28 protein-coding genes are annotated in these 26534 nt (G+C 62.9%); 9 read left to right on the forward strand and 19 right to left on the reverse strand.

The annotated features are described in order from the left end of the window. Positions 1-132 precede the first annotated feature (132 nt). The 6 genes from AT984_RS10165 to rpsP form a co-directional block, all read right to left on the reverse strand. Positions 133-1122: a CobD/CbiB family protein gene (locus AT984_RS10165; protein ID WP_058719999.1), complete on the reverse strand. Its 990-nt coding sequence runs from the start codon at positions 1120-1122 to the stop codon at positions 133-135. Between the two features lie 28 nt (positions 1123-1150). Then, entirely contained in the window at positions 1151-1846 is a 696-nt protein-coding gene (locus tag AT984_RS10170) for an NUDIX hydrolase (RefSeq protein ID WP_058720000.1), read from the reverse strand. 87 nt (positions 1847-1933) lie between these two features. After that, complete coding sequence (gene rplS / locus AT984_RS10175) at positions 1934-2287, reverse strand: 50S ribosomal protein L19 (protein ID WP_058720001.1); 354 nt, start codon at positions 2285-2287, stop codon at positions 1934-1936. Positions 2288-2456: 169 nt separating this feature from the next. Next, a complete protein-coding gene (gene trmD, locus AT984_RS10180; protein WP_058720002.1) occupies positions 2457-3245 on the reverse strand; it encodes a tRNA (guanosine(37)-N1)-methyltransferase TrmD in 789 nt (262 codons plus the stop codon). A gap of 21 nt (positions 3246-3266) precedes the next feature. Continuing rightward, complete coding sequence (rimM, locus tag AT984_RS10185) at positions 3267-3893, reverse strand: ribosome maturation factor RimM (RefSeq protein WP_058720003.1); 627 nt, start codon at positions 3891-3893, stop codon at positions 3267-3269. A gap of 11 nt (positions 3894-3904) precedes the next feature. Then, entirely contained in the window at positions 3905-4162 is a 258-nt protein-coding gene (gene rpsP / locus AT984_RS10190) for a 30S ribosomal protein S16 (RefSeq protein WP_058720004.1), read from the reverse strand. Between the two features lie 287 nt (positions 4163-4449). Between rpsP and AT984_RS10200 the strand changes: the two genes are divergently transcribed. After that, positions 4450-5010, forward strand: a complete 561-nt coding sequence (locus tag AT984_RS10200) for a GNAT family N-acetyltransferase (RefSeq protein WP_058720006.1) — start codon at positions 4450-4452, stop codon at positions 5008-5010. Continuing rightward, on the forward strand, positions 5007-5450 hold the full coding sequence (locus tag AT984_RS10205) for an NINE protein (protein WP_058720007.1): 444 nt from the start codon (positions 5007-5009) through the stop codon (positions 5448-5450). The genes AT984_RS10200 and AT984_RS10205 overlap by 4 nt, the downstream gene beginning before the upstream one ends. A 60-nt stretch (positions 5451-5510) precedes the next feature. On the opposite strand, the gene AT984_RS10210 is transcribed toward AT984_RS10205, so the two are convergent. The 8 genes from AT984_RS10210 to murJ form a co-directional block, all read right to left on the reverse strand. Further along, positions 5511-6521 carry an inorganic phosphate transporter gene (locus AT984_RS10210; protein WP_058720008.1) on the reverse strand — a complete coding sequence of 337 codons (1011 nt, stop codon included), beginning with the start codon at positions 6519-6521 and terminating at the stop codon, positions 5511-5513. A 9-nt stretch (positions 6522-6530) separates the two neighbouring features. After that, positions 6531-7181 (reverse strand): DUF47 domain-containing protein, encoded by a 651-nt coding sequence (locus AT984_RS10215; protein WP_058720009.1) that lies wholly within the window; start codon positions 7179-7181, stop codon positions 6531-6533. 284 nt (positions 7182-7465) lie between these two features. Further along, positions 7466-8029 carry a 2-amino-4-hydroxy-6-hydroxymethyldihydropteridine diphosphokinase gene (gene folK, locus AT984_RS10220; RefSeq protein ID WP_082679930.1) on the reverse strand — a complete coding sequence of 188 codons (564 nt, stop codon included), beginning with the start codon at positions 8027-8029 and terminating at the stop codon, positions 7466-7468. After that, a complete protein-coding gene (pcnB, locus tag AT984_RS10225; RefSeq protein ID WP_082679931.1) occupies positions 8013-9698 on the reverse strand; it encodes a polynucleotide adenylyltransferase PcnB in 1686 nt (561 codons plus the stop codon). Before pcnB ends, folK begins: the two co-directional genes overlap by 17 nt. Next, a complete protein-coding gene (locus AT984_RS10230; RefSeq protein ID WP_058720011.1) occupies positions 9695-10384 on the reverse strand; it encodes an HAD family hydrolase in 690 nt (229 codons plus the stop codon). The genes pcnB and AT984_RS10230 overlap by 4 nt, the downstream gene beginning before the upstream one ends. 2 nt (positions 10385-10386) lie before the next feature. Continuing rightward, positions 10387-11079: a DnaA regulatory inactivator Hda gene (gene hda, locus AT984_RS10235; protein WP_058720012.1), complete on the reverse strand. Its 693-nt coding sequence runs from the start codon at positions 11077-11079 to the stop codon at positions 10387-10389. A gap of 84 nt (positions 11080-11163) precedes the next feature. Continuing rightward, the gene (locus AT984_RS10240; protein WP_058720013.1) at positions 11164-12051 is read right to left on the reverse strand and encodes a SirB1 family protein; all 888 of its coding nucleotides are present in this window, start codon (positions 12049-12051) and stop codon (positions 11164-11166) included. An 18-nt stretch (positions 12052-12069) separates the two neighbouring features. Further along, complete coding sequence (gene murJ / locus AT984_RS10245; RefSeq protein WP_058722221.1) at positions 12070-13632, reverse strand: murein biosynthesis integral membrane protein MurJ; 1563 nt, start codon at positions 13630-13632, stop codon at positions 12070-12072. A 262-nt stretch (positions 13633-13894) separates the two neighbouring features. Between murJ and rpsT the strand changes: the two genes are divergently transcribed. Further along, positions 13895-14188 carry a 30S ribosomal protein S20 gene (gene rpsT / locus AT984_RS10250; RefSeq protein WP_058720014.1) on the forward strand — a complete coding sequence of 98 codons (294 nt, stop codon included), beginning with the start codon at positions 13895-13897 and terminating at the stop codon, positions 14186-14188. Positions 14189-14344: 156 nt separating this feature from the next. On the opposite strand, the gene AT984_RS10255 is transcribed toward rpsT, so the two are convergent. Beyond that, positions 14345-15166 carry an alpha/beta fold hydrolase gene (locus AT984_RS10255; RefSeq protein ID WP_231741644.1) on the reverse strand — a complete coding sequence of 274 codons (822 nt, stop codon included), beginning with the start codon at positions 15164-15166 and terminating at the stop codon, positions 14345-14347. Beyond that, complete coding sequence (locus tag AT984_RS10260) at positions 15166-16212, reverse strand: M14 family zinc carboxypeptidase (protein ID WP_058722223.1); 1047 nt, start codon at positions 16210-16212, stop codon at positions 15166-15168. Before AT984_RS10260 ends, AT984_RS10255 begins: the two co-directional genes overlap by 1 nt. Positions 16213-16393: 181 nt before the next feature. Between AT984_RS10260 and AT984_RS23780 the strand changes: the two genes are divergently transcribed. Then, the gene (locus tag AT984_RS23780; RefSeq protein ID WP_257721178.1) at positions 16394-16519 is read left to right on the forward strand and encodes a hypothetical protein; all 126 of its coding nucleotides are present in this window, start codon (positions 16394-16396) and stop codon (positions 16517-16519) included. A 109-nt stretch (positions 16520-16628) separates the two neighbouring features. Here AT984_RS23780 and AT984_RS10265 read toward each other — a convergent pair whose 3' ends face one another. Beyond that, complete coding sequence (locus AT984_RS10265; RefSeq protein WP_058720015.1) at positions 16629-16982, reverse strand: DUF3579 domain-containing protein; 354 nt, start codon at positions 16980-16982, stop codon at positions 16629-16631. Positions 16983-17315: 333 nt separating this feature from the next. On the opposite strand from AT984_RS10265, the gene AT984_RS10270 reads away from it, so the two are divergent. The 5 genes from AT984_RS10270 to AT984_RS10290 all read left to right on the forward strand — a co-directional run bounded on the left by AT984_RS10270 (position 17316) and on the right by AT984_RS10290 (position 22266). Further along, a complete protein-coding gene (locus AT984_RS10270; protein WP_058720016.1) occupies positions 17316-18533 on the forward strand; it encodes an aspartate aminotransferase family protein in 1218 nt (405 codons plus the stop codon). Beyond that, positions 18530-19492 carry an ornithine carbamoyltransferase gene (gene argF / locus AT984_RS10275; protein WP_058720017.1) on the forward strand — a complete coding sequence of 321 codons (963 nt, stop codon included), beginning with the start codon at positions 18530-18532 and terminating at the stop codon, positions 19490-19492. The genes AT984_RS10270 and argF overlap by 4 nt, the downstream gene beginning before the upstream one ends. Before the next feature lie 146 nt (positions 19493-19638). Further along, the gene (locus AT984_RS10280) at positions 19639-20382 is read left to right on the forward strand and encodes a metallophosphoesterase family protein (protein ID WP_058720018.1); all 744 of its coding nucleotides are present in this window, start codon (positions 19639-19641) and stop codon (positions 20380-20382) included. Between the two features lie 48 nt (positions 20383-20430). Continuing rightward, positions 20431-21897: a serine/threonine protein kinase gene (locus AT984_RS10285; RefSeq protein ID WP_058720019.1), complete on the forward strand. Its 1467-nt coding sequence runs from the start codon at positions 20431-20433 to the stop codon at positions 21895-21897. A gap of 36 nt (positions 21898-21933) precedes the next feature. Continuing rightward, a complete protein-coding gene (locus AT984_RS10290; protein WP_058720020.1) occupies positions 21934-22266 on the forward strand; it encodes a YkgJ family cysteine cluster protein in 333 nt (110 codons plus the stop codon). A gap of 40 nt (positions 22267-22306) precedes the next feature. On the opposite strand, the gene AT984_RS10295 is transcribed toward AT984_RS10290, so the two are convergent. Both AT984_RS10295 and pulA read right to left on the reverse strand, forming a co-directional pair. Further along, positions 22307-23524, reverse strand: coding sequence for a tetratricopeptide repeat protein (locus AT984_RS10295; RefSeq protein ID WP_058720021.1), 1218 nt, complete (start codon positions 23522-23524; stop codon positions 22307-22309). Positions 23525-23622: 98 nt separating this feature from the next. Then, entirely contained in the window at positions 23623-26415 is a 2793-nt protein-coding gene (gene pulA / locus AT984_RS10300; RefSeq protein WP_335338589.1) for a pullulanase-type alpha-1,6-glucosidase, read from the reverse strand. Positions 26416-26534 lie beyond the last annotated feature (119 nt).

Raw genomic sequence — 26534 nt, forward strand, 5'->3', positions numbered from 1 at the left:
GATGGTTCTCGCTCAGTTTTCGGCCGGACCACAGAAAACTTTAGTCGCACTGAGTCAGCCGACACCGCCATTGTGCCTCGCTTGCCGGTCAATCCCAAACATCGAGGCTGTTTGGGGCCTTGACAGCTGGCCTCAACCCAACAGATTTGCCAGGGTCAGCAAGGCCAGCAAGAGCATCCAAAGCACAACCGACCGCCAGATCAGGCCGACCACGCTTTGCAAATGGCCCAGTTGGGGAATCTGGCCAGGGGTGGAGCCGTCAGCCCCGGTGGCATCAGCATCCACGCCGGAGCTGAAGGTCTTGCTGCGGTCCGGCGTCACGCCCGGGGCGGCCACGCCACCGAGTTGCAAACCCAGCGCACCGGCCGCCGAGGCCAAGATGATGCCTTCATTGGGGTGCAGCCACAGCCGGGCATCGCGTCGCCAGCCGTTCACCGCCTCCTCGAAATTGCCCACGATGGTGAAGCCTGCAGCGGTAAAACGGGCCGGCATATAGTCGATCAAACCGAACAAGCGGCGCGAGAGCTGCATCAGGCGCTCATTGGTAGGCGCATCCAGGGTACGGCTCTTAAACGCCCAGTAGCGCCCGGCAAACTCGGCCATGCGGTAGAGCACCGCGCCGGCCGGGCCCAGACCCAGGGTCGAGAACAAGATGAAGCAGAAGAACACGCCAAAGACATGGCGGTGCGCAGCCAACAACGAATGCTCGATGGCATGGCGGACGAGTTCGGTGCGAGGCAACTCGCTGGCATCGAGATGGCGCCACTCCGACAACAAGCGGCGCGCCTCGTTGTCGTCAGCGCGCTCCAGCGCATCGCGGATATCAGTGAAGTAGTGGCTGAACTGGCGAAAGCCCAGGGTCAGATACAAGACCGCCACATCCAGTGCCAGAGCCAAGAGCAAGCTGAAATGGCGCACCGCTAGATACACGATGGCCACGGCCAATGCCGGGCCCAGCACGGTGATGGCCCAGACGATGGTGGAGTGATGTTCGCGCCCGGCATCGAAGTTTCTGCCGGTCCAGCGGACCCAGCCGATCACGGCGCGGTGGATGCCATTGCCATGGCGAAGGGGTTTGAGCTGTTCACACAGCAAAGCCAAAAGGACCGCGAAGAAGTTCATGGCCGGAGATGATAGCGGGCGCTTCGCCTCATGCCGAAAGCAAGCGGTAGAAGTTGCGCAAGATCGCCGCGGTGGCGCCCCAAATAAAGTACGGCGACGGCTCGGTTTGAGCACCCGCGGGCGTCCAAGGCATCGAGTAGAAATGGCGCTCGCCGCCATCGAACACAAAGCGGTGGCGTTGATGCTGGGCCGGCGTCATCAAAAAGCTCAAGGGCACTTCAAAGGCCTCGGCTACTTCAAACGCATCCAATTGCAGCTCGAAGCCGGGCCGCACCAGGGCCACAACGGGGTGAACCTGGAAGGAGGTCACCGTCGCGTAAATGGGCAACTGGCCGATGACCTCGATGTAGTCGGCGCCCAAGCCGATCTCTTCCTTGGTTTCGCGCAAGGCTGCGGCTTCAGGCGAGGCATCGCCTGGCTCCATGCGCCCACCCGGAAAGCTGATCTGGCCGGCATGCGAACGCAAATGCTCGGTGCGGCGCGTCAGCAACACTTGCACGCCCTCCTCGCGCATCACTAGGGGAATCAAGACCGCGGCATTGGCGGGCGGGCGGGCATCCAAGCTGCCACCATCCCCCTTGAATTCAGGCTGCCAGAGCGGCGGCGCGGCCAGACGTTCACGCAGGGCCGCAGGGCGCAGGCGAGCCGCTTCAACGGCCGGTAAATGGCTGTCAAAGCCCAGCGCGGGCACGGCTTGCGGATTCAGCAAAGGGGGTCGGGACATGCAAAAACCTCAGGCAAAGAAAAAACCGCCGGAAGCAAGCTTCGGGCGGTTTTCCCCTGGTTTGACTCGGGATCAAAGATCCGCGATTCAGCCCAATTTTTCCTTGATACGAGCCGACTTGCCCGAACGATCGCGCAGGTAGTACAGCTTGGCGCGACGGACATCACCGCGGCGCTTGACTTCGATCGAAGCGATCAAAGGGCTGTACAGCTGGAACGTACGCTCAACGCCTTCGCCGTTCGAGATCTTGCGAACGATGAAGCTCGAATTCAGACCGCGATTGCGCTTGGCAATGACCACGCCTTCAAAAGCCTGCACGCGCTTGCGTGTGCCTTCAACGACGTTGACGCTCACGATGACCGTGTCGCCAGGGCAGTAGACCGGGAAGGTCTTGTTCAGACGAGCAATTTCTTCTTGCTCAAGGGTTTGGATCAAGTCCATGGAGTTCTCCTAGTGATCATGGCGGCGCCGACCTTCGAACTCGTCAAAAGACGGCCAAAGTGACTAAAAAATTTGGCTGCGGCCCGCGCGGCTGGGTAAACAACCCCGCTTAGAACCTCAACCGATTCGGCCCACCAGAGGATCGAACAGCCTACTAGTATAGCGTGCATTAAGGGATATGGGCAAGTTGGGCGAGAAATCGCTCGTCGAGCTTGCTCAGGCGCCCGGCCGCACGAGCCGCCTGAATCAAATCAGGACGCCGGCGCCAGGTGATTTCCAGCGAGCGCTCGCGCCGCCAACGGGCGATGTGCGCGTGATGACCCGACATCAAGACTGCCGGCACCGGCAAGGCCTCGTCTTGCCCCGGCAAGCCGGTCAAGACCTCCGGCCGGCTGTAGTGCGGGCAATCCAGCAGGCCATCGGAAAAACTGTCTTGCAGATGGCTTTGCGCATCATTGAGCACGCCATCCTGCAAGCGGGCGATGGCATCCAGCAAGGCCAAGGCCGGCAGCTCGCCGCCCGACAGCACAAAGTCACCCAGACTCAGTTCCAGCGTGACATGACGATCCAGAAAGCGCTGATCCATGCCCTCGTAGCGACCGCACAGCAGCACGCCGCCCTGCCCTTGTGCCAGCTCCTGCACCAGAGCCTGATCGATGCGCCGGCCGGTGGGGCTGAAATGAATCACCGCGGGCGGCTGACCCGCATCGGCGCCCGCCTCCAGGCGCTGCGCCTTAGCGGCAGCGATGGCACGCTCCAGCGGCTCCACCAACATCACCATGCCCGGGCCGCCACCGTAGGGGCGATCATCGACACGGCGGTAGTTGTCATCAGCGAAATCGCGCAACTGCCACAGGCGTGTGTCGACCTGACCGCTCTCGAAGGCACGGCGTGTCACGCCCTGGCTGAGATGCGGCCCGAATAACTCGGGGAACAAAGTAATGATGTCGAAGCGCATGGCTTAGCGCCGGCCCTGAACTTAGAAGTCCAGACCCCAATCCACGGTGATCACGCGCTGCTCAAGGTCGACATCGTCGACAAACTTCGCCACAAAAGGCACCAGGCGCTCTTGATCAGGCTTGACCGGTGCCACCAGGCCCGGCGGAATGATGCGCAGCACGCTGTGCGGGCCGGCATCGATCAGGCCTTCGACCTGGCCCAAGGTTTCGCCCTGACGGTTGACCACAGTCAAACCGATCAGATCAACCCAGTAATACTCATCCGGATCCGAGACCGGAAAAGCCGAACGCGAGATGAAGATGCGCGCCCCGCGCAAGCTCTCAGCCGCGTTGCGATCCGCGCAATCTTGAGCGTTGGCCACCAGGCCCTCGCCATGCTCGCGGATCGACAGAATTTTCAGCAGTCGCGGCAGCGCTTTCGCACCCGCCACAACCGGGCCAGCTTGGCCAGCGACCTCGGGCCGCTTGAGAAACCAGCGGCGCGAGGAAAAAAGTGCCTGGGCATCGCTGGAATAGGCTTGCACCTTGAACCAGCCCTTGACGCCCCAGGCATCAAGAATGCACCCGACCTCAATCGCATCCTCGGGCCAAGCCGCCTCGTCGGCAGCGGGCGAAGGTTGACGGGAATCGGTGGGTGCTCTTGTCATTTCTTGGTCAATCAGGCAGCAACAACAGCCTTCTTGGCCTGGATCACCAGACGCTCGACGGTAGGCGACAGCTGGGCGCCAACGCCAACCCAGTAGTTCACGCGGTCAACAGCAACGCGCAGCGGCTCGGCAGCGCCGGAAGCCACGGGGTTGTAGAAGCCGACCTTCTCGATGAAGCGGCCGTCACGACGCTGCTGGCTGTTAGCAACGACGATGTTGTAGAAAGGACGCTTTTTAGAACCGCCACGAGCCAGACGAATAACAACCATGATGTTTCCTTAATGATGAATTTTGTTGTCCACCGCACCAGGAGACACTCAGGGCGAGCAGATCGGGGTAGCGCTTCGAACGAGTCTTGTGCCTGACAATGCCTCTGGGTGGCGCTCAACCAAGGTTGAACCTCTCACTCAGCGGCCGCATCTGGCGGCAAGCTTTTCCTTCCGAAACACCGTTGTTGGCCCTGTAGATACGCCGAACAAACTCGAAAATCTCGAAGTCAATCCGACCAGCGCCAAAACCCAGCATTATAAACTCGACTGAGCGGCAGACAAAGAATATGAGCACAGAAAACCCAATTATCCTCAGCAACATCACGATTCGACCCAGCACCGAGGCCGATCTCGCCGCCATCCAGGCCATTTACGCCACTGCCGTGCTCCATGGCACCGGCACTTTTGAGACCGAAGTCCCCGATCAGGCGGAAATGCAGCGCCGCCGCGCCGAAGTGCTGTCGCGCCAGCTGCCCTGGCTGGTGGCCGAAGTGGGCGGCGAGGTGCAAGGCTATGCCTATGCCAACTACTTCCGCCCTCGCCTGGCCTATCGCTTTTGCGTGGAGGATTCGATCTATCTGGCACCTAGCGCCCAAGGCAAGGGCTTGGGCCGACTCTTGCTGGCCGAGTTGATCGCGCGCTGCGAGCAAGCCGGGGCGCGGCAGATGCTGGCCGTTATCGGCGATTCGGCCAATGCCGGGTCGGTGGGCCTACACAAAGCGCTGGGCTTCACCCCTAAGGGCGTGCTGGAAAGTGCAGGCTGGAAGTTCGGCCGCTGGCTGGATGTGGTGATGATGCAGCGCCAACTGGGCCTGGGCGATCAAAGCGAGCCCGAGGCCCGCGCATGAACGGCGCCAAGTCCAAGACCGTCGCCACCTGGCTCTCTCTGCTGCTGGGCAGCCTGGGCCTGCACCGCATCTACCTCTACGGCCTTGGCGACAAGCTGGCCTGGGCCTTCCCGCTGCCCACGCTGATCGGCCTCTACGGCGTGCGCCGCATGGGCGAGTTGGGGCAGGACGATCGCCTGTCCTGGTTTTTGATGCCCGTGCTGGGCGTGATGCTGGTGATTGCCATGATCAGCGGCATCGTCTACGGCCTCACCCCTGACGAGAAATGGGACAGCGAGCACAACGCCGGCAAGGCCTCCCCCGCCAGCGGCTGGGGCGCTGTCATCGGCGTGGTGCTGTGCCTGCTGATCGGCGGCACTTGCCTGATGAGCACCATCGCTTTCAGCGCCCAGCGCTATTTCGAAACCCAGGTGGAGGCGGCGCAAGCCATCAGCCAGTAAGAGCCGGCAGGCACAAAAAAGGCGACCCTCGGGTCGCCTTTTTCATTGCAGCCAACAGACTCAGAACAAGCCCAGGCTGACCCAGTAGAACAAGCCCGCCACCAAGGCCGAAGCCGGGATGGTGAAGATCCAGGCCCAGACGATATTGCCCGCCACGCCCCAGCGCACGCCCGAAGCGCGCTGCACCGAGCCCACGCCGACGATGGCGCCGGTGATGGTGTGTGTGGTCGATACCGGAATACCGAGGCCGGTGGCCAGGAACAAGGTGATGGCCCCGCCCGTTTCGGCGCAAAAGCCGCCCACCGGCTTGAGCTTGGTGATCTTCTGGCCCATGGTCCGAACAATGCGCCAGCCACCGAACATGGTGCCCATGCCGATGGCCAGGTAGCAGACCACGATCACCCAGTCAGGTGGCGCGCTGGCCTGGGCTGACATAAAGCCCGAAGCCACCAGCAACATCCAGATCAGGCCGATGGTTTTTTGCGCATCATTGCCACCATGACCCAGGCTGTACAGGCCGGCAGACACCAGTTGCATACGCCTGAACCAGCCATCGACCCGGATCGGTGAGCTGCGCCTGAATAACCAGGCCACCACCACCATCATGGCCGAGCCAAGCAAAAAGCCCAGCAAAGGCGAGACGAAGATGAAAGCCACCGTCTTCAGAATGCCACCCATCTGCAAAGCACCGAAGCCGGCTTTAGCCAACACCGCGCCGCAAATGCCGCCGATCAAGGCGTGCGAGGAGCTCGACGGAATGCCGTACCACCAGGTGATCACATTCCAGGCAATCGCGCCGATCAAGGCGCCGAAAATCACATGGTGGTCAACCACACCGGGGTCAACAATGCCCTTGCCGATGGTCTTGGCCACCTGCAAGTGAAAAATAGAGATCGCCAGCACATTGAAGAATGCGGCGAACAAAACCGCCTGCTGGGGCTTCAAGACCCCGGTCGACACCACCGTGGCAATCGAGTTGGCCGCATCGTGGAAACCGTTCATGAAATCGAACAGCACCGCCAACACGACCAGCAAGACGACTACCCAAAAAGAAACTTGCACTGCATCCATGCGACGGACTCAGGCGTTTTCGAGGACGATGCCCTCGATCAAGTTCGCCACATCCTCGCAGCGGTCGGAGACGGACTCCAGCTGCTCGTAAATGGTCTTGAGCTTGATCAGTTCACGCACATCTTCTTGCTCGCGGAACAGGCGCGACATGGCGGTGCGCATCACACGGTCGGCATCCGACTCCAAGCGGTCGATCTCTTCGCAGACCTTGATGGCAGCTTCGCCCGCCTCGGGCTCGCGCAGCTTAGGCAGCAGGGACACCGCGTGCTGCACCCGCTCGCAGCAGCGTGCGCTCAGCTCGCCCAAACGCAAGACTTCCTCGGGGATGCTGCGCACGTCGTAGAGCGACAGGGTCTCGGTGACGTCTTGCAGCAGGTCCAGGATGTCGTCCATCGCATTGATCAAGCCATGGATCTGCTCGCGATCGATCGGCGTGATGAAGGTGCGATGCAGCATGCGGTTGACTTCGGCCGTCACCCGGTCGGCATGGTGCTCGGCCTTGTTGACCTCTTCGGCGTATTTCTCGCGCAGCACCGGATCGTTGTAGTTCTGGATCATCAACATGAAGGCGCGCGCGCCTTCAGTGATTTGAGCCGCATGCTCGTTGAAAAGCTCGAAAAAATTGCCCTCACGGGGCAGTAATTTTGAAAAGAAAGACACGCCAACTCCGATCTCGCCAAACTACCAAAAAGGATAGAAATTGGCACAAAACTCATAAGAAATTCATCACCATGTCACACATGGCAGGCGCGCAGTGTAGTTGGAGCAGGCCCATTTCGTAAGCCGCAGCACCCAAATTCACGTGAATACAGCGCCTATCCATGCGTATTTGCAGGCTCTTGGGGACCGCAAAGCTCATGTGCCGATGGGGTCGCGGGCGCAATCCCGGGCTCGCTCAACCGCTGCGGAGAGCCATGAGGCGGCCGCCCTGGACTAGTGCGGAATCAGGCCGAATGCAGCGACAAATCCAGGCGTTGAATGGTTTGCGAGGCCACGCCAGGCAGGTAGTCGCGCAAGTTCGCCAGGCCCGGCAATTGCAGGTTGGGCTGAAATTCCAGCAAGGGCAGCAAGGTGAAAGCCCGCTGGTGCAGGCGCGGATGCGGCAGATTCAGGCGCGGCGATTCGAAGCGCATTTCGCCATAGGCCAGCACATCCAGATCCAGCGTACGCGGCGCATTCAGATAGGGGCGCTCGCGCCCATGGGCCAGCTCAATCGCTTGCAAGGCATCCAGCAAATCCAAGGGCGGCAAGCTGGTTTCCAGCTGAGCCACGGCATTGAGGAAGTCCGGCCCGCCCGCCTCCACCGGCGCACTGCGGTAGGCCCCCGACACCGCCAGCAAGCGCGTGCCAGGCAAGGCCGCCATGGCCGCCAGCGCCTCGCGCAAGGTGCGGGGCAGATCACCCAGATTGGCGCCCAGGCCGATATAGGCGATCACCGGAGGATTCAACTCAGCCGCCGATTCAGCGATCGGCGGCTGACTCGTACCCGACTCAGGACGCTGAGTCATCCCTGGGTTCACGATTGGCCGACTCCGGCGCGCCAGCGCTCTGCGCGGCCGCATTGCCGCCAGCAGACTTAGCGCCCGGCTTGCGGCGGCGGCGGCGCTTTTTGGCGGGCGCAGCCTCTTCCTGGAAAGTGTCCGGAGCAGCAGCTTGCTCCGCACCCTCGGCGGCTGGCTTGCGCGGCAGCTGATGCACTTTGCTGCTGCGGCGCGTGCTCTTCTCGGCTTCGCGCACTTCTTCGATCAAGGCAGCGCGCTCATCGTCGCTGCCCAGTGCGAAGTCTTCCCACCAATCGGCCAGGGCCGGTTCAATCTCACCCGCGTCAGCGCGCAGGCGCAGGAAATCGAAGCCAGCGCGGTAACGCGGCTGCTCCACCAAGGTGTAGACCCCGCTGCCGCTGCGACGCTCAAAGCGCGGCTGCATCATCCAGATCTCGCGCATATCGGTGGCCAGCTTGCCGCGGCCCGAGATGTCACCAATGCGGGCATCGAACACCGCGTCCACCGCTTGAGCCAGGGCCGGCACAGCGCCCTCGCCGCTCTCGCGGATGCGATTCCAGCGCTCCAGCACCTCGAACCACAACATGCAAGCCAGCATGAAGCTGGGCGAAACGCCGCGGCCTTCGGAAACACGCAGATCGGTATCTTCGAACGCCATGCGAATGAACTTACCGCGCACGCCATCTGCCAGCTCGCCTTGCTCGTTGAGCATGGCGTCCAGGATGGGGAACACGCCGCGGCCCAGGCCCTGCTTGCGCAACTCTTCCAGGCTGGCCAGGGAGTGGCCGGTCTGCAGGAGCTTGATCATCTCGTCAAACAAACGCGAGCTCGGCACATTGGCCAGCAGCTGCGCGCAAGCCTTGACCGGCGCACGCGTCTTGGCTTCCAGCTCAAACCCGAGCTTGGCGGCGAAGCGCACCGCACGCACGATGCGCACCGGGTCTTCTTTGTAGCGGGTCTCCGGGTCGCCAATCATTCGCAGTACGCGCTTTTTGGCGTCAGCCAAGCCGCCGTGATAGTCCACCACCAGCTCGCGCTGCGGGTCGTAGTACAGGGCGTTGACGGTGAAGTCACGGCGGGCTGCATCTTCAATTTGCGGACCCCAGACGTTGTCGCGCAAGACCCGACCCTCGGCATCCACCACATGGCTTTTGCCAGCCAGCTCGGCCTTGGAGGTTTTCTCGTTACCGGCCACCTGATCGGCATCGTCATTGACCAGCAAGGCACGGAAGGTCGAGACCTCGATCACCTCATGCTCGCGGCCACGGCCATACACGACGTGAACGATGCGAAAGCGCCGGCCGATGATGAAGGCGCGGCGGAACAAGCCCTTGACCTGCTCGGGCGTGGCATTCGTCGCCACGTCAAAGTCTTTGGGGCGCATGCCCAGCAGCAGATCGCGCACCGCGCCGCCGACGATATAGGCCTCAAAGCCAGCATCACTGAGGGTCTGCACCACGCGCACCGCGCGCTCGTCCAGCAAGCTGGGGTCGATGCGATGCTCGCTGACGGGCACTTCGACCCGCTTGCCCAAATTGCCGCTGGCGCCAGCGCCGGGCTTGCTGGCCTTGGCCGCTTTGTCCGTTTTCACGGCATGGCCGGCGGCCGCAGCGGGTTTGGCACTTTTTGCAGCCGAGGGCTTGCCCAGCAGCTTGTCTAAGAATTTTTTGATCATGCGAACAATTTCAAGGTAGTCCATGCGCGGGCCGAGGCAAGCTCGGCCAAGGCTGGCGTGGGATTGGTGGCCACCGGATGGCTGACCAAGTCCAGCAAGGGCAGATCATTCATCGAGTCACTGTAAAACGTCACGCGCTCGAAATCCGACCATTGTCGCCCCAAGCCGGCCAACCAGTCGCGAACGCGGCTGATCTTGCCGGCTTGGAAGGATGGCACGCCCTGGATGGCGCCGGTGTAGCGGCCCTGCTCGTCGCGCTGCAACTGCACCGCGATCAGGTACTCGACGCCGAACGCGGCGGCAATCGGCGTCGTGACGAATTCATTGGTGGCCGTGACGATGGCCACCAGATCACCGGCCTGCTGATGCTGGCGCACCAGTGCCAGCGCCTGCGGCTGAATCTCCGGCAGCATCACTTCGGCCATGAAGCGCTCACGCGCAGCGTGGGCCTCGGCCAGGGGCCGGCTGCGCCAGACCGAGGTGGCAAAGTCGATATAGGCCGGTAAGTCGAGCTGCCCGGCTTGATATTGCGCGTAGAACTCATCATTGCGGCGGCGCCATTCCTCGCCATTGGCCCAGCCGATATCGACCATGAAGCCGCCAAATGCATGGTCGGAATCGGTCGGGATCAGCGTGCCGTCAAGGTCAAACAGGGTCAAATTCTTCGCATTCACAAGCGTATTCATCCTTAACCGTTCATGCCTTCGTCGGCCAGCATCTGGCGCAGCAGAGGCACGGTGACCGCCCGCTTGGTCGACATGGCGAATTCGTCCAAACGCGTCAGCAGGCGCATCAGCTGCTTGAGATCGCGCGCAAAGCGGGTCAGCAAATAATCAATCACATCGTCAGAGACCTGAATGCCACGGCGTCCGGCTTCCAGATGCAGAGCGGCGCGCATTTCCTCTTCGGACAGCGGCAGCAACTCGTAGGTTGGACCCCAGCCCAGGCGCGTGCGCAAGTCCTCACGCAAATCCAGATCAACGGGCGGCGCGCTGCCGGTGGCCACCAGGGTCAGGCCGTAACTGGCGGCCTCAACAAACAAGGCAAACGCCGCATGCTGCTGGCCGGCGTCAAAACGCTCGCAATCATCCAGCAGCAGCAGGCTGGGCTGGCTGGGCAACTCCCAGGGCAAGGGCGTATCGGCGTCGTACCAGCCGACCTGCAGGCCGGCAGCCTGCCAACTCTCGGCCAAGGCCTTGAGCAGATGGGTTTTGCCGCAACCCGGCCGGCCCCAGACGAACACGGGCGGCACGCCCGCCCCCACCACCATGCCGGGCCGAAGTGCCTCCAACTGCGCCAAAGCCACCGCATTGGCGCCGGGCAAGAAGTTATCAAAGGTGAAGACCGGCTCAGGGCCGATGGCTAGCGGTATCTGCTTCAATCAAAAAAATCCTCAAGGGCCGCGCCACAAAGCCCACATGTGGTGGTGCAGCGGCGGCGATTCTAGTGGGCGAACGCCCGGTCTTCAGTGCAAGGGCGGCGCTCCACGCGCCCCACCCGTCTGCAAGCGCTGCAAATTCTGCAAACGCTGCGCCATGGCCACCCTGTCCTGAGCCTGGGGTTCTTGCTGCAGATAGTCCTGCAGATCTAACACCGCAGCCTGCCAATGGCCCAAGGCCTCCAGCGCCAGGCCCCGGTCGCGCCGCTCCGCGGCCACTTCGGGCAAAAGCACGACCAAGCGCTGCTGCACGGCCAACAGACGCGGCCAATCTTCGGCAGCGCGGTGGATTTCTTTCAAATTACGCAACATGCGCGCCAAGATTTCGCGCGGCGTCGCCGCTTGCATGAAGAGCTCGACCGGCAAATCCACCTCGCCTTCCATGCCGGCGGCCTGGCGAAAAGTCTGCAAAAACTCATCCAGCTTGTTGCGCGACAAGGTGTTGCCGGTGAAGGGATCCAACACCACCTCCCCATTGCCCAACAACACTTTGACCAGGAAATGTCCCGGAAACGCCAGGCCCTGCGCCCGCAAGCCCAGTTGCGAGGCGATTTCGATGAAGATCACCGCCAGGCTGATCGGGATCCCACGCCGGCTCGCCAACACCCGGTGGATATAGCTATTGCCGCATTCGTAGTAGTTGTTGACGTTGCCGGCGAAGCCCAGTTCCTGATGAAAATACAGGCACAAGAGCTGCAGCTTGTGCCGCGCCGAAGCATCGGGCGGCAGGCGTTCGCGCAAGCGTCTGGCCAGCTCATCCACTTCGGCCAATACCGCTTGCACATCCAAGCCAGGCTCATCATCTTGTGCAATGGAGGCCGCCGCTTCGAGCAGGTTCAGCCCCGCATCCTCGGCAACGAGGCTGCGGAAATAGTCCAGGGGAGAAGGCGCGTCCAGGCGCAGTCGATGTGGCATGGTTTGCTTAGTCTAGGCTCAAGCCCGCCGCATGAATTGACGCAGACGCAGGCCAAACAAAGTCAGCACCGCAAAATAAACCACGGCCGAAGCACCCAAGCTCGCCGCCATCCACAGGGCACGCAAGCCTTCCGTCTGGCCCAAGGCAATCCAGTCCAGGCGCCAGGCCAGGTAGTACTGCAAGCCCCCCATGGCAGCGCAGGCCAACAGCACCTTGGCCGTCAAAACCAGCCAACCCGCCTCGGGCGCATAGCAGCCCAGCTTGCGCAAACCATGCATCAGCCACAGCGCATTGACGATGGCACCCAGGCCAATCGACAGGGCCAGACCCGCCACGCCCACCCAGGGCACCAGCACGAGGTTGAACAACTGCGTCAAGATCAACACGCCCACGGCAATGCGCACCGGCGTGCGCATGTCCTGGCGGGCATAAAAACCGGGCGCCAGCACCTTGACGGCCAGCAAACCCATCAGGCCCACGCCCCAACCCATCACGGCACGCGCGGTTTGCGCCACGTCAGCCGCCAAAAAAGCCTTGCGGTGATAAAGCACCGCCACCAACGGATCGGCAAACACCAGCAAAGCCACGGCGCAAGGCAGGCCGAACACCAGCACCAGGCGCAGGCCCCAATCCATCATGCCGGAGTACTTGGCGTGATCACCCACCGCCTGTGCCGCCGAGAGCTGCGGCGTCAGCAAGGCACCCAGCGCCACGCCGAGCAAGGCCATGGGGAACTCCATCAGCCGATCGGCATAGTTCAGCCAGGACGTGGCGCCCACACCGATATGGCTGGAAATCTGCGTATTGATCACCAAAGACAACTGAGCCACCCCCACCCCCAGCAAGGCCGGCCCCATCTTGCGCAGCACCGCGCCCACACCCGGATGCGCCGCCGCATCACGCAGCTTGCGCAAGGACAAACCAAAGCGTGGCACCACGCCGATGCGCTTGAGTGCCGGTAATTGCACCGCCATTTGCAAGACACCACCCAGCACCACGCCCAGCGCCATCGAGTAAATGGCCGGAAAACCATGCTCACGCATCACCGGCGCCAACCAGTAGCCCATGCCAATCATCGACAAATTGAGCAGCACCGGTGTGGCCGCCGGCACCAGATAGCGCCCCCAGGTATTGAGAATGCCGGCGGACAAGGCAACCAGGGACATGCAGCCGATATAGGGAAACATCCAGCGCGTCATCACCACCGCCGCCGCTTCGCCATCGGCCGGCATGCCCGAACCCAAGAGCCACACCAGCACCGGCGCGCCGACGACGCCCAGCACACAAGTCGCCAGCAGCGCCCACAAGAGCACGGTGGCCACCGCATCGATCAGGGCATGGGTGACGCCGTCGCCGTCCTTGGCCCGCGTGGCCGCCAAGAGCGGCACGAATGCTTGCGAGAACGCACCTTCGGCGAACAGGCGTCGCAACATATTGGGGATGCGAAACGCCACCAAAAAAGCGTCCGAATAGACCGAGGCGCCGAACAAGGCCGCCGTCATCTGCTCACGGACCAAACCAGTTATGCGCGAAGCCAGCGTCAACAAGGAAATCAGGGAAGCGGTGCGCAGCAGATTCATGGATGAAATATTGTTGCCTTGGCCCCGGGGCAGCCAGCTCAAAAGAAAATAGACGTGACCAGATCAAAACTTGGCGCAGCGGATTGACTGCGACTGAATAGGCGCTAAATGATTGATTTACGGGCCAGCAAGCGACGCATTATCATGGCGGCTTGCACCTCGAGTCTGGAGGACGCGCGTCAATTCAGCGCGGCAATTCTTGATAAGCATTGAATTCAGTGCTACACTCGCGGTCTTTGCACCAACTGGGTAGAATCACAGCATGGCAACTAGCTCCAAAGTTAAGAAGACTGTCCGTTCGGCATCGGGCCTCAAGCGCGCCCGCCAGGACATCAAGCTCAACGCAGCCAACACGGCCCTGCGTTCCAAATTCCGCACGGTCATCAAGAACGTGCAAAAAGCCGTCGTCACTGGCGACAAGGCCAAGGCAGCTGAGCTGTTCGTGATCGCTCAAAGCGTGATCGACTCGGTCGCTGACAAGGGCATCTTCCACAAGAACAAGGCTGCTCGTCACAAGAGCCGTCTGTCGGCGAAGATCAAGGCTTTGGCCGCCTAAGAACCAGTTCTGGTGCAAAGGAATAAAGGCTCGCTGGATGCGAATCCAGCGGGCTTTTTTCATGCATTGCCCAGACCTGCACCCTGCTTCGGCAAGCCCGCGGCCCCGCTCTGGCGACTGCCATCAGGCTAAGGCCCTGAGGCCCATGCCCTCTGGCTAGTGCCAGCTGCCGTCGGCCACGCCGTTCAGGCGCCGCCACTCCAGCCAATCCTGTACCGCCTGCGCCACCCACGGCCCATCGTCCAGAGGTAAATCATGGCCCGCCTGGGCATGAAGACGCAAAGGCGCACCCCAAGCGCGGCTGATGGCCTGCGAGCAGCGCCAGTCCACCAGGCCATCGGCCTTGCTGCACAGCAGCAACATGGGCGGCACGGGCTGCAAGCCACTTGCTTCGAATTGCATCGCCGCCCATAGCTGTCGCGCCGTATTGCGCAAGCCCACCGGGCGCTGATTGCGCAAAGCCACCCACTGATCCAGCACCACCTCGGGCTCACGCTGCAGTCGCGTGGTCATGCCCAGCACTTTGGCCTCACGCTGGCGATTGCTCAAGCGACTCAAGCTGAGCAGAAAAAAGCTCAGATAGTTCAGCGGCCGCAAGCGCCGGTAAAACGGGCTGAAGGGCCTGAAGCTGGTATTGATCAGCACGCCGGCACGAATCTCTTCCGGGTAGCGCCGCGCCCACTCGCTGGCCACCATCGCACCGAGCGACATCGCCAGCACATGCACAGGACCCAACACGCCGCGCCCGCGCAACTCCTGGCGGCAAAACTCCACCATGTCCGACACCCGCAAAGGGCTGGCCACTTGGTTCAGCACCCCGTTGCCGGGCAGATCCAACATCAGCAGGCGAGCGCCCGGCTGCTGCGATTGCAGAGCCGGCTCCAGCACATTCGGAAACGCACCCCAATGCCCGCTCTCGCGCGCCAAGCCGCGCAGCAAGACCCAGACCGGCGCGGATTCGTCTGCATTCATGCTCATCAGACCTTCACTCCAGGTTGATCTCCGCGTTGATACCAGCGCAACAAGGCGCGCCGCTCCTGCTCGGCGCGCTGCTCCGGCTGCGGCAACCAGCGCGGCATGCCAGCTGCGGCACGCAAAAGAAAGTCTAACCAAGCCAAGTGGCGCCGCAAAACCCGGCGGTGCCGATGCCCAATCTGCGGATTGAACATGCCGTGCTTGGTGAATAGTTGGCGCGGGTTTTTCTTGACCCACAACCAGGAACCCATCTCCAGCGTGAGCGGCAGAAAAACTTGCTCGGCGCGGGCACTGGCCTCGGTGTAGAGATAGTCCCAGAGATCGCCATGGGTCAGGTATTGCCGGCTCTGCGGCTCGAAGACGTAAGCATGTTGGGCATGGGTCTGATCGAGAATTTCGCACAAGGCATGCATCTCGGCCAAGTGCGCGATCGGCTGGGCCGTGTGCGCGAAGGGAAACCAAATCCGGTCCGCCAAGCCAAAGCCGGAATGGCAATCCACCGTCAGCACATGCTCATGCGTGAGCAATTCGCGCCGCACGCAATCGCACAAGGCTTGGCTTTCCTGCTCCATCGCCGCCCCGGCCGGGCCGCGATACCAGGGCAGCTTGGCGCTCAGGCGCTGGCCACCAACAAACAAGGGCACCTGGGCCGCCGATTCAAGCGGCGCATTGCGCATCAAATCCACGCCCGCCGGATTGGCCCGCGTGCCGCGCCACAAACCACCGGGGTTGACGAGCGGCATGAAGACAATGCGCACCGATTCCAGCAGCTGATGCAGGCTGCTGTCCCAGCGCAGGCGCGATACCAGGCTGGCCAGAAAGGCCATCACCAACTCCGCGCCGATGCGCTCCAGGCCATGCACACCACCAAAAAAACCGATGGCTGGCACCTGCGGGCTGGGGTTGCCCAGGCACAGCGCTAGCAAAGGAAAAGTCCGCCCACCGACCTGCACATCACCCAGATGTTGGCGCTGCACATGCGCAGCACCTTGCTCACACAAGCGCTCCAAGAGTTGCAGTTCTGGCAAGGCGGTGACGGCTGGGCTCACACGGAAATGCCGGGCAAGGGCATGAAAGGTGGTGACGAGCCATGCCGGCGGCAAGGCGGCTAGCAGCATAGCGCGCCAGAGGCCAGCGCCCAAGCGCACATTCCCAACGCTGTGACATGAAACCGTCATCGATGGCGCCTAGCCTGCCAGACATCGACGGAACCACCGAGACAGCCACGCCATGCATCAAACACCGATCAATCGCCCCCACAAGCGTTCGCAGCTCTGGGCCTTGACGCGCGAAATGCTCAGTGGTTTGGTGGAAGCTTTGGCGCTGCTGCGGGCGCGCTGGAGTTCGTCGCGCTAGGACACCTCAGACGGAGCGGCAGAACCGGGCAAGCAGATTGAGTCATGCGCAGGGAGGCGGTGCTGCCACAAGCGCTGCGCAATTAGCGCAGTAGACGCATCAGACGCAGTCAGCGCGAAGTCGGCCGGCTCAGCGCGTTATCAGGCAAGAGACAAGCCTCGGCGACTTGCAGATTGTTGTCGCGGGCAAAGTTCATGACGAAATCCCAGGCCATGGGCTCCAGGCCACGGAGTTCTTCGTTCACGATCACGCACTTCACGCCATTGATGACGCGCGGCACGCACAGCGGCGAGTAGCCGATGTAATCCCCAATGCCGCCACGCACGCCACCAGGGCGAAAGCAGGACATGGCACCCGCCAAACGCTCGGCCCAATCGCTAGGGCGAAAGGTCTTGCCATCCGCGGTCAGGCCTTGGATGAAGACTTCTCTCGGCTTTTCAATCGGCTTCAGGGGCTGGCTCATGGATTTGGCGGCGGGGCTGCCAGCTTCGGTAGGAGCTGGCCGGCGCGGATACAACGGATGGATGACGGCCCGTATTGTGCCTTGGATGTGCTGCGTTGCAGCACGCGCCACGCCCAAAGTGACCCGACAAAGTCACACCGAGGCATCAAAAGCGGGCCGAGTAAGGCGCATGAAAGGGGCACATGAATCGGCCCCCGCCGCAGCGCATTCAGCACTGCACCTTAGAATCAGTCTGGCCTGGCAAGCTCGAATTGACTTCAGCCCGAAGCCATGGCCACAAGACCTGACCCCAGGTCATTTTTCCAACCTTTTGTTTTTCCATTTGGAGAGTTGATGAACGCGCCTGTCGCCGCACCGTCTGCACCGTCTGAGCCTCATGTCATGCAAACCTATGGCCGCTTAGCCCTTGCCCTGTCGCATGGCCAAGGCTGCTGGGTCTGGGACGTGAATGGCCGACGATACCTGGACGGGCTGGGTGGCATCGCCGTCAACACCTTGGGCCACGGCCACCCGCGCCTAGTGCCGGCGCTGCAAGAGCAAATCGCCAAGATGATGCACTGCAGCAACTACTACCATGTGCCGCTGCAAGAGCAGCTGGCCGCCAAGCTGTGCGAATACTCCGGCCTGGACGTGGCCTTTTTCTGCAATAGCGGCCTGGAAGCGAATGAAGCCGCGCTGAAGATCGCGCGCAAATTTGGTCATGACCGCGGCAATCACCAGCCCGAACTGCTGGTGTTTGACGGCGCCTTCCACGGCCGCTCCATCGCCACCTTGTCGGCCACCGCCAACCCCAAGATCCACGCCGGCTTCGGCCCGCTGGTGGAAGGCTTTGTGCGCGTGCCCTTGAACGATATTGCCGCAGTGGAAGCCGCCCTGAAGGCGCACCCGAACATCACCGGCATCTTCCTGGAAACCATTCAGGGCGAAGGCGGCGTGAACCCGGCGCGCATCGAGTTCTTGCAAGACCTGCGCCGCGTTTGCGACGCCCATGACATCTTGCTGATGCTGGACGAAGTGCAATGCGGCATCGGCCGCACCGGCAAGTGGTTTGCTCACCAATGGGCCGGCATCAAGCCGGATGTGATGCCGCTGGCCAAGGGCCTGGGCTCGGGCGTGCCGGTGGGCGCCGTGGTCTGCGGACCGCGCGCGGCCAAGGTGATGCAGCCGGGCAATCACGGCACCACCTTTGGCGGCAACCCGCTGGCGATGCGCGCCGGCGTCGAAACGCTGAAGATCATGGTCGAAGACGATTTGCTGGCCAATGCCGCCAAGGTCGGCGCCGAGCTGAAGGCCGCCCTGAGCCAAGGCTTGGCTGGCGTGGATGGCGTGGTGGAAGTGCGCGGCCAAGGTCTGATGCTGGGCATTGAGTTGGCCCGCCCCTGCGGCGCCCTGCTCGCCCGCGCGGCCGAAGCCGGGCTAATGATCAGCGTCACCGCCGACCGCGTCGTGCGCCTGGTGCCGGCCCTGATTCTGAGCAGCGATGAAGCCGCACAGATCGCCGCCATTTTGGTGCCCCTGATCAAAACCTTCCTCGCGGAGCCGCAAGCATGAAGCCCGGATCCACACTGATTCGCCATTACTTGCAGTTCAAGGATTTGCGCGCCGAGGAGTACGCGCATCTGTTCGAACGCGTCGCCATCATCAAGCGCCGCTTCAAGAACTACGAGCGCTATCAGCCCCTGGCTGACCGCACGCTGGCGATGATTTTCGAGAAGGCCAGCACCCGCACCCGCGTCAGCTTCGAAGCCGGCATGTACCAGATGGGCGGCTCGGTGGTGCACCTGACCACCGGCGACAGCCAGTTGGGCCGCGCCGAGCCGATCGAAGACAGCGCGCGGGTGATCAGCCGCATGGTGGACATCGTCATGATCCGCACCTTCGAGCAGACCAAGATCGAGCGCTTCGCGGCGCACTCGCGCGTGCCCGTCATCAACGGCCTGACCAACGAGTTCCACCCCTGCCAGATCCTGGCCGACTTGTTCACCTTCATCGAAGCGCACGGCATGAACCGCCGTGGCATCGTGGATGTGGACTGCCTCAAGGGCCGCGTGGTGGCCTGGGTGGGTGACGGCAACAATATGGCCAACACCTGGTTGCAGGCGGCGGAGATTCTGGGCTTCACCGTCCATGTCAGCACGCCCAGCGGCTATGAGGTCGATGCCAAGGTGGCCGGCATCCAGAACAGCGACTGCTACAAGGTTTTCAAGAACCCGCTGGACGCCTGCCGCGGGGCCGATCTGGTCACCACCGATGTGTGGACCAGCATGGGCTATGAGGCCGAGAACGACGCCCGCCGCGCCGCTTTTGCCGACTGGTGTGTGGATGCCGAGATGATGGGCGTGGCCAAGCCGGATGCCCTTTTCATGCACTGCCTGCCGGCCCACCGTGATGAGGAAGTCACTGCAGAAGTCATCGACGGTCCCCAATCCGTCGTGTGGGACGAAGCTGAGAACCGCATGCATGTGCAAAAGGCACTGATGGAGTACCTTTTGCTCGGCCGCATCGGCTGACGCATCGGCTGACGTATCGACCCAGGTCCGGGCGGCTCAGCCGCCCAGCCTCGCCCCAGGGGCGGCCCCTGCAAAGGCAAAATTGGCCGCCCCCAACTCGGGTGATCCATCAGGCGGGTGTCAGCGTTTCATGGCAAGCTCTGCCCATGAAAATTGCGCTGATATCCGACGTCCATGCCAACCGTGAAGCTTTCAGCGCCGTGCTGGATCATGCCCAAGCCCAGGGCGTGAGCGACTATGCCCTGCTGGGCGATTTTGTGGGCTACGGCGGCGACCCCGCCTGGGTCGTGGACCGCGTCCGCGAGCTGGTCGACAAGGGCGCCGTGGCTGTGCTGGGCAATCACGATCAAGGTGCCGTGCAAGGCGTGGCCCCCACGATGAACGAAGAGGCCCGCGCTGCCGTGGCCTGGACCCACGATCAACTGAACGATGAGCAGCTGGCGTTTCTGGCCCAGCTGCCGCTCAGCGTGACGCAGCAAGACCGGCTCTATGTGCACGCCAACGCCTATGCCCCCGGCGGCTGGGCCTATATCCAGGGCCGCATGGAAGCCATGCAAAGCTTGCAAGCCACGAGCTGCCGCTACACCTTTTGCGGCCATATGCATGAGCCCATGCTCTACCACCTCTCGGGCACCGGCAAGGCGGGCGAGTTCACGCCAGCGCCGGGCACCGCCATTCCCCTGCTGCCCAATCGCCAGTGGCTGGTCATCCCCGGCTCCTGCGGTCAACCCCGCGATGGCAACCCGGCGGCTTGCTACGCCATTTTTGACACCATCAGCGGCGAGCTGAACTTCCAACGCGTGCCTTACGACTTTGAAACGGCTGCCCAGCGCATCCTCAAAGCCGGCCTGCCCGAGCGCCTGGCTCATCGCCTGAGCCAGGGCCAGTAAATCCGCCATCAGCCCGCCATCAGCCCGCCATCAGCCTGCCACACAGCCATGCCAAACAGCCCCAGCGGACCCGTCAGCCAACTCCCGCCCATCGGGCCTTTGGAACCCGGACTGGTGCTGGACGGTTTCCGGCTCGAAGAGCGCCTGCACCAAGGCGGCATGGCCAATCTCTGGAGCGTGACCCGACTCAGCCCGGTTGCCGGCGAAGACTTCCCGCTGATGATGAAAGTGCCGCGCATCAAGGGCGGGGAAGATCCGGCCACCATCGTCGGCTTCGAGGTCGAGCAGATGTTGATGCCCGCCCTCAAAGGCCGCCATGTGCCGCGCTTTGTGGCGCGTGGCGACTGGACGCGCCAAGCCTATATCGTGATGGAGCGCATCGAGGGCGAATCCCTGCGGCCACGCCTGGACGAGGCGCCGCTGCCGCTGGAAGAAGTCATCACCATCGGCATTCAGGTGGCCACCGCTTTGCAAGACTTGCATCGCCAGCATGTGGTGCATCTGGACATCAAGCCCAGCAATATTCTCATCAAGGCCAATGGCGATGCGGTGCTGGTGGACTTCGGCCTCTCGCGTCACGAGCATCTGCCCGATTTGCTCGAAGAAGAGTTCGCACTGCCTATGGGCACCGGGCCCTATATGTCGCCCGAGCAAGTGCAGTTTGTGCGCAACGACCCGCGCAGCGACCTGTTCGCCCTGGGCGTGATGCTCTATCACCTGGCCACCGGCGAGCGGCCCTTCGGCCAGCCCAACTCGGTACGCGGCCTGCGCCGCCGGCTTTACGTGGAGCCGGTGCCGCCACGCGCCATCAACCCCGATTTGCCGGCGTGGTTTCAGGAACTGGTGCTGCACTGCCTGGAGGTCAAGGCCGAGCGGCGCTATCAAAGTGCTGCACAGTTGGCGCTGGACCTGCAGCACCCGGAAGGCATTGTGCTGACCAAGCGCGCCGAGCGGGTGAACACCAGCAGCAGCATCAAGACGCTCAAACGTTGGTTCTTTGCCCTGGGCGCCGAGCCCAGTGTCCAGATCAGCACCAGCGTGCAAGTCTCCCGCAGCCCCATCATCATGGCCGCGGTGGATATTGAGAACGCCACCTCGGCCCTGCTGGAGCAGTTACGCGAAACGGTGCGCCGCATCGTGCAGACCGAGCCCGGCGCGCGCCTGGCCTGCGTCAGCGTGATGAAGGTGGCCCGCATCGGCATGGATGAGCTGACCGATAAGGAGGGCAAAAGCGTGCACGTCAAACAGCTGATTGCCCTCAAGCATTGGGCCCGGCCAATCAGCAAGGCGCTCAATCTGGAAGACGGGCGCCTGACTTTTCATGTGCTGGAAGCGCCCGATGCGGCCACCGCCATCATCGACTTTGCGGCCAAGAATGGTGCCGACCACATCGTCATGGGCGCCCGCGGTGCCTCGGCCTTGCGGCGTTATCTGGGCAGCGTCTCGGCCCAGGTGGTGACACAGTCGGACTGCAGCGTCACCGTGGTGCGCGAAGCAGCGCCAGCTGGGCGCTAAGCCAGATCAACGGGCCAAGCACGCTAAGCTCGCGGCATGAGTACCGACAACCCCTGCATCAGCTGCGGTGCCTGCTGCGCCAGCTTCACCGTGGACTTCGCCCAACAAGAGCTGCAAAGCGAAGGCGGCTGCGTGCCCGATGGCCTAACCGTGACAGTCAACGACAGCCTCGCGCGCATGCGCGGCACCGACCATGTGCGCCCGCGCTGCGCCGCGCTGGTGGGCACGGTGGGCGTCAAGGCCAGCTGCGGCATTTACGAATGGCGCCCTGCCCCTTGCCGCGAGTTCGGCCTGTGCGCGCCCATGGGCCGCGGCGATGAGGCTTGCGCCAGGGCGCGCACCCGCCACGGCTTGGCGCCGCTGGACTGAGGGTGACCGCCCTGCCCCACGGCTTTGCCCAAGGACTGCTTCACCGCAAAATGCGCGTGCGCTGCTCCGCGCTCTGGCGCTGCGTGTTCAGCCACTCCAGCTTGGCGGTGTAGCTGGCCTTGTCCTTGGGCGTATTGCTATTGGCCACGGCCTGGCCCAGTTGCTGGCGAGCCAAGGCCAGATCGCCCAAGCCATAGCTGGCCAAGGCGGCCCAGAAATGGAACTCGGCCACAAAGGCGGAGCGCGCAATCTCCTTGTCGAAATAATCTCTGGCGGCCTTGAAGTCAGCCCCGTGCATGGCCAGCACACCCAGGTCGAAATAGCGATAAGGCGGATAGGGTTGCAAGGTCTTGAGCTGCAAGGCCAGGGCTTCGCTTTCCTGCACCTTGCCAAGATCATTCAGGACCAGCACCAGATTGGACATGGCTTGTGCATTACCCGGCTCCTGGGCCAGCACATAACGCAGCGGCGCCTCGGCTAGCGCCGACTGACCGGCGCGCCGGTAAATCACCGATAAGGTGTTGTAGGCCGCCATCAGCTTGGGGTCTTGCACCATGGCTTCACGCGCCCACCAGTAAGCCTCGTCCATCTGATTGGCAATCAGCGCCTCGGCCGCGCGGTTATTCATATACATGGCGACGATGGTGTTCTCGTCGATCACCCGGGTGCGCTGAAAGCGGCGCTGCTCGGCCGGTAGGAAGTCCACCGTCAGCAAGTCCGCATCGCCATGGCTGCGGTGCTGCTCACCCAAGCGCTTGCCCAGGCTCAGATTGACGTGGCCGCTGAGCACAAAAATGCCCTCGCTGCGGGTCCAGAACTCATCCACAAACACGCTGTGGTAGCTCAGGGGAAGGTCCAGCTGCTTGGCCAGCGCCGCCGTCATGATCACCAGAGACAAGCAGTTGCCACGCTTGGCCTCAAAGGCTTCCGCCGCATTGCGGGTGTAGCTGGAGTCATATTCCAGCATCAGCTCTGACTTGAGGTAGAGGGCATCCAGCAAGCCCTGGCGGCTGCCCTTGCTGCGCAGTTGCGCGGCGATGTCCTCATCCAGATAGCGCCGCATGGCCGGGCTGAGCGCGAACACTTGCTCGGGCTGAATCGGCTCGGCCAACGGCTTGAACAGCGCGTCGTGAAAGAGCTGCGGCTGCACCCGCGCGGGCGGCGCGCTGGCGCATCCAAGCAAGCTCAAGCTCGCCACAAAAAACAGACACTGGCACAGACGCTGCCAGACGGGAAACAGCACAGACCTCGGCGTCATGATGGACCTCGCAGACCGGGACAAGCCTGCTTCAATATTAGTGCAAGCCCCGCATTGCTGCCGGAAGTTAGGCCCTCGTCATGGGCCGGGCCATGCGCCTAGTCAAGCGCCTCCACAAACACCAGCGCCGTCCTGGCCGGCAGCGTGAACTGGCCGCTGGCGCGCTCATAGCGGGCTTGCGCGGCCGGGCGCGAATCGGCCGCGGCGGGCGCCAGATGCACTGGGTGCAGGCCGTAGGCGCGGCCGGCCAATGCCGGCAGGCTCAAGGTCTGAGCCTGTTCGGCGGCGTTGATGAAGTACAGCAGGCCTTTGAAGCCCGCGCCCGGCCAGCCCTGGCCGTCGAGGCTGGCAGCCAGCACCAAGGGGTTCTGGGCCGAGCCGGTGTTGTGAAACACCAGGCGCTGCTGCACCGCCGCGGCCGTGGGCAGGCGGAACAGGCTGGAGCTGGCGCGGATCTTCAGCAAATCGCGAAAGGCATCGCGGGTCCAGGCGATGTCTTGCGGGCGCGGCTTGATGGCGGGGTCAGCCAGCAAGGGCTTCATCCACTCGAACATGGCGCCGTTGTCAGCCTGGGGCGGCAAGCCCGCGCCAAAGCCGTTGTCGCGATAGGTCCAATCCAGGCGATTGAACCAATCGCCGGAGTCGTAGCTATTGCGATCCAGCGATTTGGAGCGCAAGACATCGATGCCGGCATGAAAGTAGGCAATGCCTTGGCTGAAGGCCGTCAACGCCGCGCCCAGCACTTGCACGCGGGCACGCTCGACGCTGCTGGTGGCTTGAGGCAGCTTGAGCGCATGGATGTCAAAGAGGGTCTGGTTGTCGTGGTTCTCCACATAGTTCACCACCTCGCCGGGCTGGGCCACATAACCGGCAGGCTGGCCGGCATAGTCGATCTCGTCCAGGCGCAGGGTTTGGTCCTGCCAGGTCTGCAGGCGATAGTCGCGCAGCGAGCCGGCCAGCCCAACGCGCAGCAGATCGGCCGCCTTGAGCAAATCACTGGTCGGGCGGGCTGGCGCTTTCGCAGCTTGCGCATTCGGCGCCGTGAGCAGGCCGTTGAGCCAACCCTGGTTCTGCAGCACCGCCACGCCCCCATCACCCGCGCTGCCACCGCGGGCCGCATCCCGCGCGCGGTCGCTGAAGGTGGCAATGCCGCTGCCGTTGAGCGAGAGCTGCGAGGCCTGCACAAAGCGCGCGCCGTCCGCCACCTCACCAAAATTCCATCCCTCGCCCATCAGCTGCACCGGGCGGCCAGCCGCGGCGTTGACCCGCGCTTGCAGCGCCTCCATCACCGCACGCGGCTGGTGGGCCATCAGGTCAAAGCGGAAGGAGTCGATGCGGTACTCACGCGCCCACAGCGCGACCGAGTCCAACATCAGCTTGGCCATCATGCGGTGCTCGGTGGCGGTATTGGCGCAGCAGGTGGACTGCTCCACCTCGCCGCTGGCGTTCAGGCGCTGGTAGTAGCCGGGCACGATGCGGTCGAGCACCGAACGCGCATTTTGGCCGGATGCAGCGGTGTGGTTGTAGACCACATCCATGCCCACCCGCAGACCCATTTTGTGCAGGGCCTGCACCATCTGCCGGAACTCAATGATGCGGCGCTCGCCCTGCATCGCACTGCTGGCATAGCTGCCCTCGGGCGCGCTGTAATGCCAGGGGTCATAGCCCCAGTTGAAGCAGTCCTGGCCGGCCAGCGCCATCACCGCCGCTTGCTGGGCCGGGCTATCGGCGGCGGCTTTGGGCACCTGGGGCGTCTTGCAGCCGGCTTCGGGGATGGTGGCAATGTCGAACACCGGCAGCAGATGCACATCCGTGAGGCCCGCATCGGCCAAGGCTCGCAGGTGGCGCATGCCATTCGATTCACCCTCGGTGAAGGCCAAATACTTGCCCCGCTTAGCCCGCGGCACTGTGCGGTCGCCAATGGAGAAGTCGCGCACATGCAGCTCATACACCACCATATCGGTGGCGTTTTTGACTCGGGCGCTGGCGTGGGCTTGCGCGTCCCAGCCTGCGGGCTTGAGCCGGGGCGACTGCAAATCAACCACCAGGCTGCGCGCGGAATCTTGGCTGAGGCTCAGCGAATAGGGGTCAGTCACCAAATTACGCACCAGGCCAAGGCCCGGCACCCAAACCTGCACGGCGTAGCGGTAGTACTGTCCGCTCAAATCGGCGGGCAGGCTCAGCGACCAAGTCCCCGTGCCACCCTCCCAGCGCATGGCCTGCACCGCCATGGCTTTGGCGCTGCCATTGGCGTAGCGGCATAAGCTGACCGCCTGCGCTGTGGGCGCCCAGAGTTTGAACTGGGTCTGGGCTGCGCCCACGCTAAGGCCCAAATCAGGCAGATCGGCAGCGCTGGCATAGAGGTCATCCAGCGCGCCCGGGGTCTGCAGTGCGGTATAGGCCAGCACGCGGCCCGCCGCGTCTTCTTGCACCAGCAAGACTTGCGCTTGCAGCAAGGCGGCCAGCTTGGCTGAGGTCGATTGAGCGTCAAGCCCATCTACTGCCACGCTCAGGCGCGGGCCGGCCGCGATGAACTTGAAGCGTTCGGCCAAGTCCTGGGCCAAAGGCGCTTCGCTGCGCTGCAGGGCTACGACCTCATCGGCCCCCTGCACCGGCTCGCCCACCCGCACTTGCAAGGCGCCCACGGCCGAGCGATAGAGTTTGAAGCGGCTGCCAGCGGGCTCGCCCTGCCCCGGCCATTGCAACTGGCTGCGATCCAGCCAATAGGCACGGGCGGGGATGGGCTCTGCAAGGCCTGACCGAGTTTGCAACTGCGGCTGCAGCAACTGCATCAGCGGGCCATCGCACATGGCCTCCGCTTTAGCCTGCGCCTGAGCCAGGCCTGCCTGCAGCATGAGGGCCAAGCTCAGGCCCGAGCCGATGAGCGACAACGATCGGGACAGATGTGGGGACAAACCAGAGGCCATCATTGCAAGCACCATAAAGTAGCAAAACTACATACACTCCAGAAGATTGGATTTTGCATGGCAAACAGCCCCATAGGCAAAAT

The organism is Paucibacter sp. KCTC 42545 (genome assembly GCF_001477625.1).
Classification (GTDB): domain Bacteria; phylum Pseudomonadota; class Gammaproteobacteria; order Burkholderiales; family Burkholderiaceae_C; genus Paucibacter_A.

What these genes read in the sequence shown, in the direction of transcription:
- AT984_RS10165 (WP_058719999.1), bottom strand. Translation starts at nt 1,122, where the DNA reads ATGAACTTCTTCGCGGTCCTTTTGGCTTTGCTGTGTGAACAGCTCAAA.
- AT984_RS10170 (WP_058720000.1), bottom strand. Translation starts at nt 1,846, where the DNA reads ATGTCCCGACCCCCTTTGCTGAATCCGCAAGCCGTGCCCGCGCTGGGC.
- rplS (WP_058720001.1), bottom strand. Translation starts at nt 2,287, where the DNA reads ATGGACTTGATCCAAACCCTTGAGCAAGAAGAAATTGCTCGTCTGAAC.
- trmD (WP_058720002.1), bottom strand. Translation starts at nt 3,245, where the DNA reads ATGCGCTTCGACATCATTACTTTGTTCCCCGAGTTATTCGGGCCGCAT.
- rimM (WP_058720003.1), bottom strand. Translation starts at nt 3,893, where the DNA reads ATGACAAGAGCACCCACCGATTCCCGTCAACCTTCGCCCGCTGCCGAC.
- rpsP (WP_058720004.1), bottom strand. Translation starts at nt 4,162, where the DNA reads ATGGTTGTTATTCGTCTGGCTCGTGGCGGTTCTAAAAAGCGTCCTTTC.
- AT984_RS10200 (WP_058720006.1), top strand. Translation starts at nt 4,450, where the DNA reads ATGAGCACAGAAAACCCAATTATCCTCAGCAACATCACGATTCGACCC.
- AT984_RS10205 (WP_058720007.1), top strand. Translation starts at nt 5,007, where the DNA reads ATGAACGGCGCCAAGTCCAAGACCGTCGCCACCTGGCTCTCTCTGCTG.
- AT984_RS10210 (WP_058720008.1), bottom strand. Translation starts at nt 6,521, where the DNA reads ATGGATGCAGTGCAAGTTTCTTTTTGGGTAGTCGTCTTGCTGGTCGTG.
- folK (WP_082679930.1), bottom strand. Translation starts at nt 8,029, where the DNA reads ATGACTCAGCGTCCTGAGTCGGGTACGAGTCAGCCGCCGATCGCTGAA.
- pcnB (WP_082679931.1), bottom strand. Translation starts at nt 9,698, where the DNA reads ATGATCAAAAAATTCTTAGACAAGCTGCTGGGCAAGCCCTCGGCTGCA.
- AT984_RS10230 (WP_058720011.1), bottom strand. Translation starts at nt 10,384, where the DNA reads ATGAATACGCTTGTGAATGCGAAGAATTTGACCCTGTTTGACCTTGAC.
- AT984_RS10240 (WP_058720013.1), bottom strand. Translation starts at nt 12,051, where the DNA reads ATGCCACATCGACTGCGCCTGGACGCGCCTTCTCCCCTGGACTATTTC.
- murJ (WP_058722221.1), bottom strand. Translation starts at nt 13,632, where the DNA reads ATGAATCTGCTGCGCACCGCTTCCCTGATTTCCTTGTTGACGCTGGCT.
- rpsT (WP_058720014.1), top strand. Translation starts at nt 13,895, where the DNA reads ATGGCAACTAGCTCCAAAGTTAAGAAGACTGTCCGTTCGGCATCGGGC.
- AT984_RS10255 (WP_231741644.1), bottom strand. Translation starts at nt 15,166, where the DNA reads ATGAGCATGAATGCAGACGAATCCGCGCCGGTCTGGGTCTTGCTGCGC.
- AT984_RS23780 (WP_257721178.1), top strand. Translation starts at nt 16,394, where the DNA reads ATGCATCAAACACCGATCAATCGCCCCCACAAGCGTTCGCAGCTCTGG.
- AT984_RS10265 (WP_058720015.1), bottom strand. Translation starts at nt 16,982, where the DNA reads ATGAGCCAGCCCCTGAAGCCGATTGAAAAGCCGAGAGAAGTCTTCATC.
- AT984_RS10270 (WP_058720016.1), top strand. Translation starts at nt 17,316, where the DNA reads ATGAACGCGCCTGTCGCCGCACCGTCTGCACCGTCTGAGCCTCATGTC.
- argF (WP_058720017.1), top strand. Translation starts at nt 18,530, where the DNA reads ATGAAGCCCGGATCCACACTGATTCGCCATTACTTGCAGTTCAAGGAT.
- AT984_RS10280 (WP_058720018.1), top strand. Translation starts at nt 19,639, where the DNA reads ATGAAAATTGCGCTGATATCCGACGTCCATGCCAACCGTGAAGCTTTC.
- AT984_RS10285 (WP_058720019.1), top strand. Translation starts at nt 20,431, where the DNA reads ATGCCAAACAGCCCCAGCGGACCCGTCAGCCAACTCCCGCCCATCGGG.
- AT984_RS10290 (WP_058720020.1), top strand. Translation starts at nt 21,934, where the DNA reads ATGAGTACCGACAACCCCTGCATCAGCTGCGGTGCCTGCTGCGCCAGC.
- AT984_RS10295 (WP_058720021.1), bottom strand. Translation starts at nt 23,524, where the DNA reads ATGACGCCGAGGTCTGTGCTGTTTCCCGTCTGGCAGCGTCTGTGCCAG.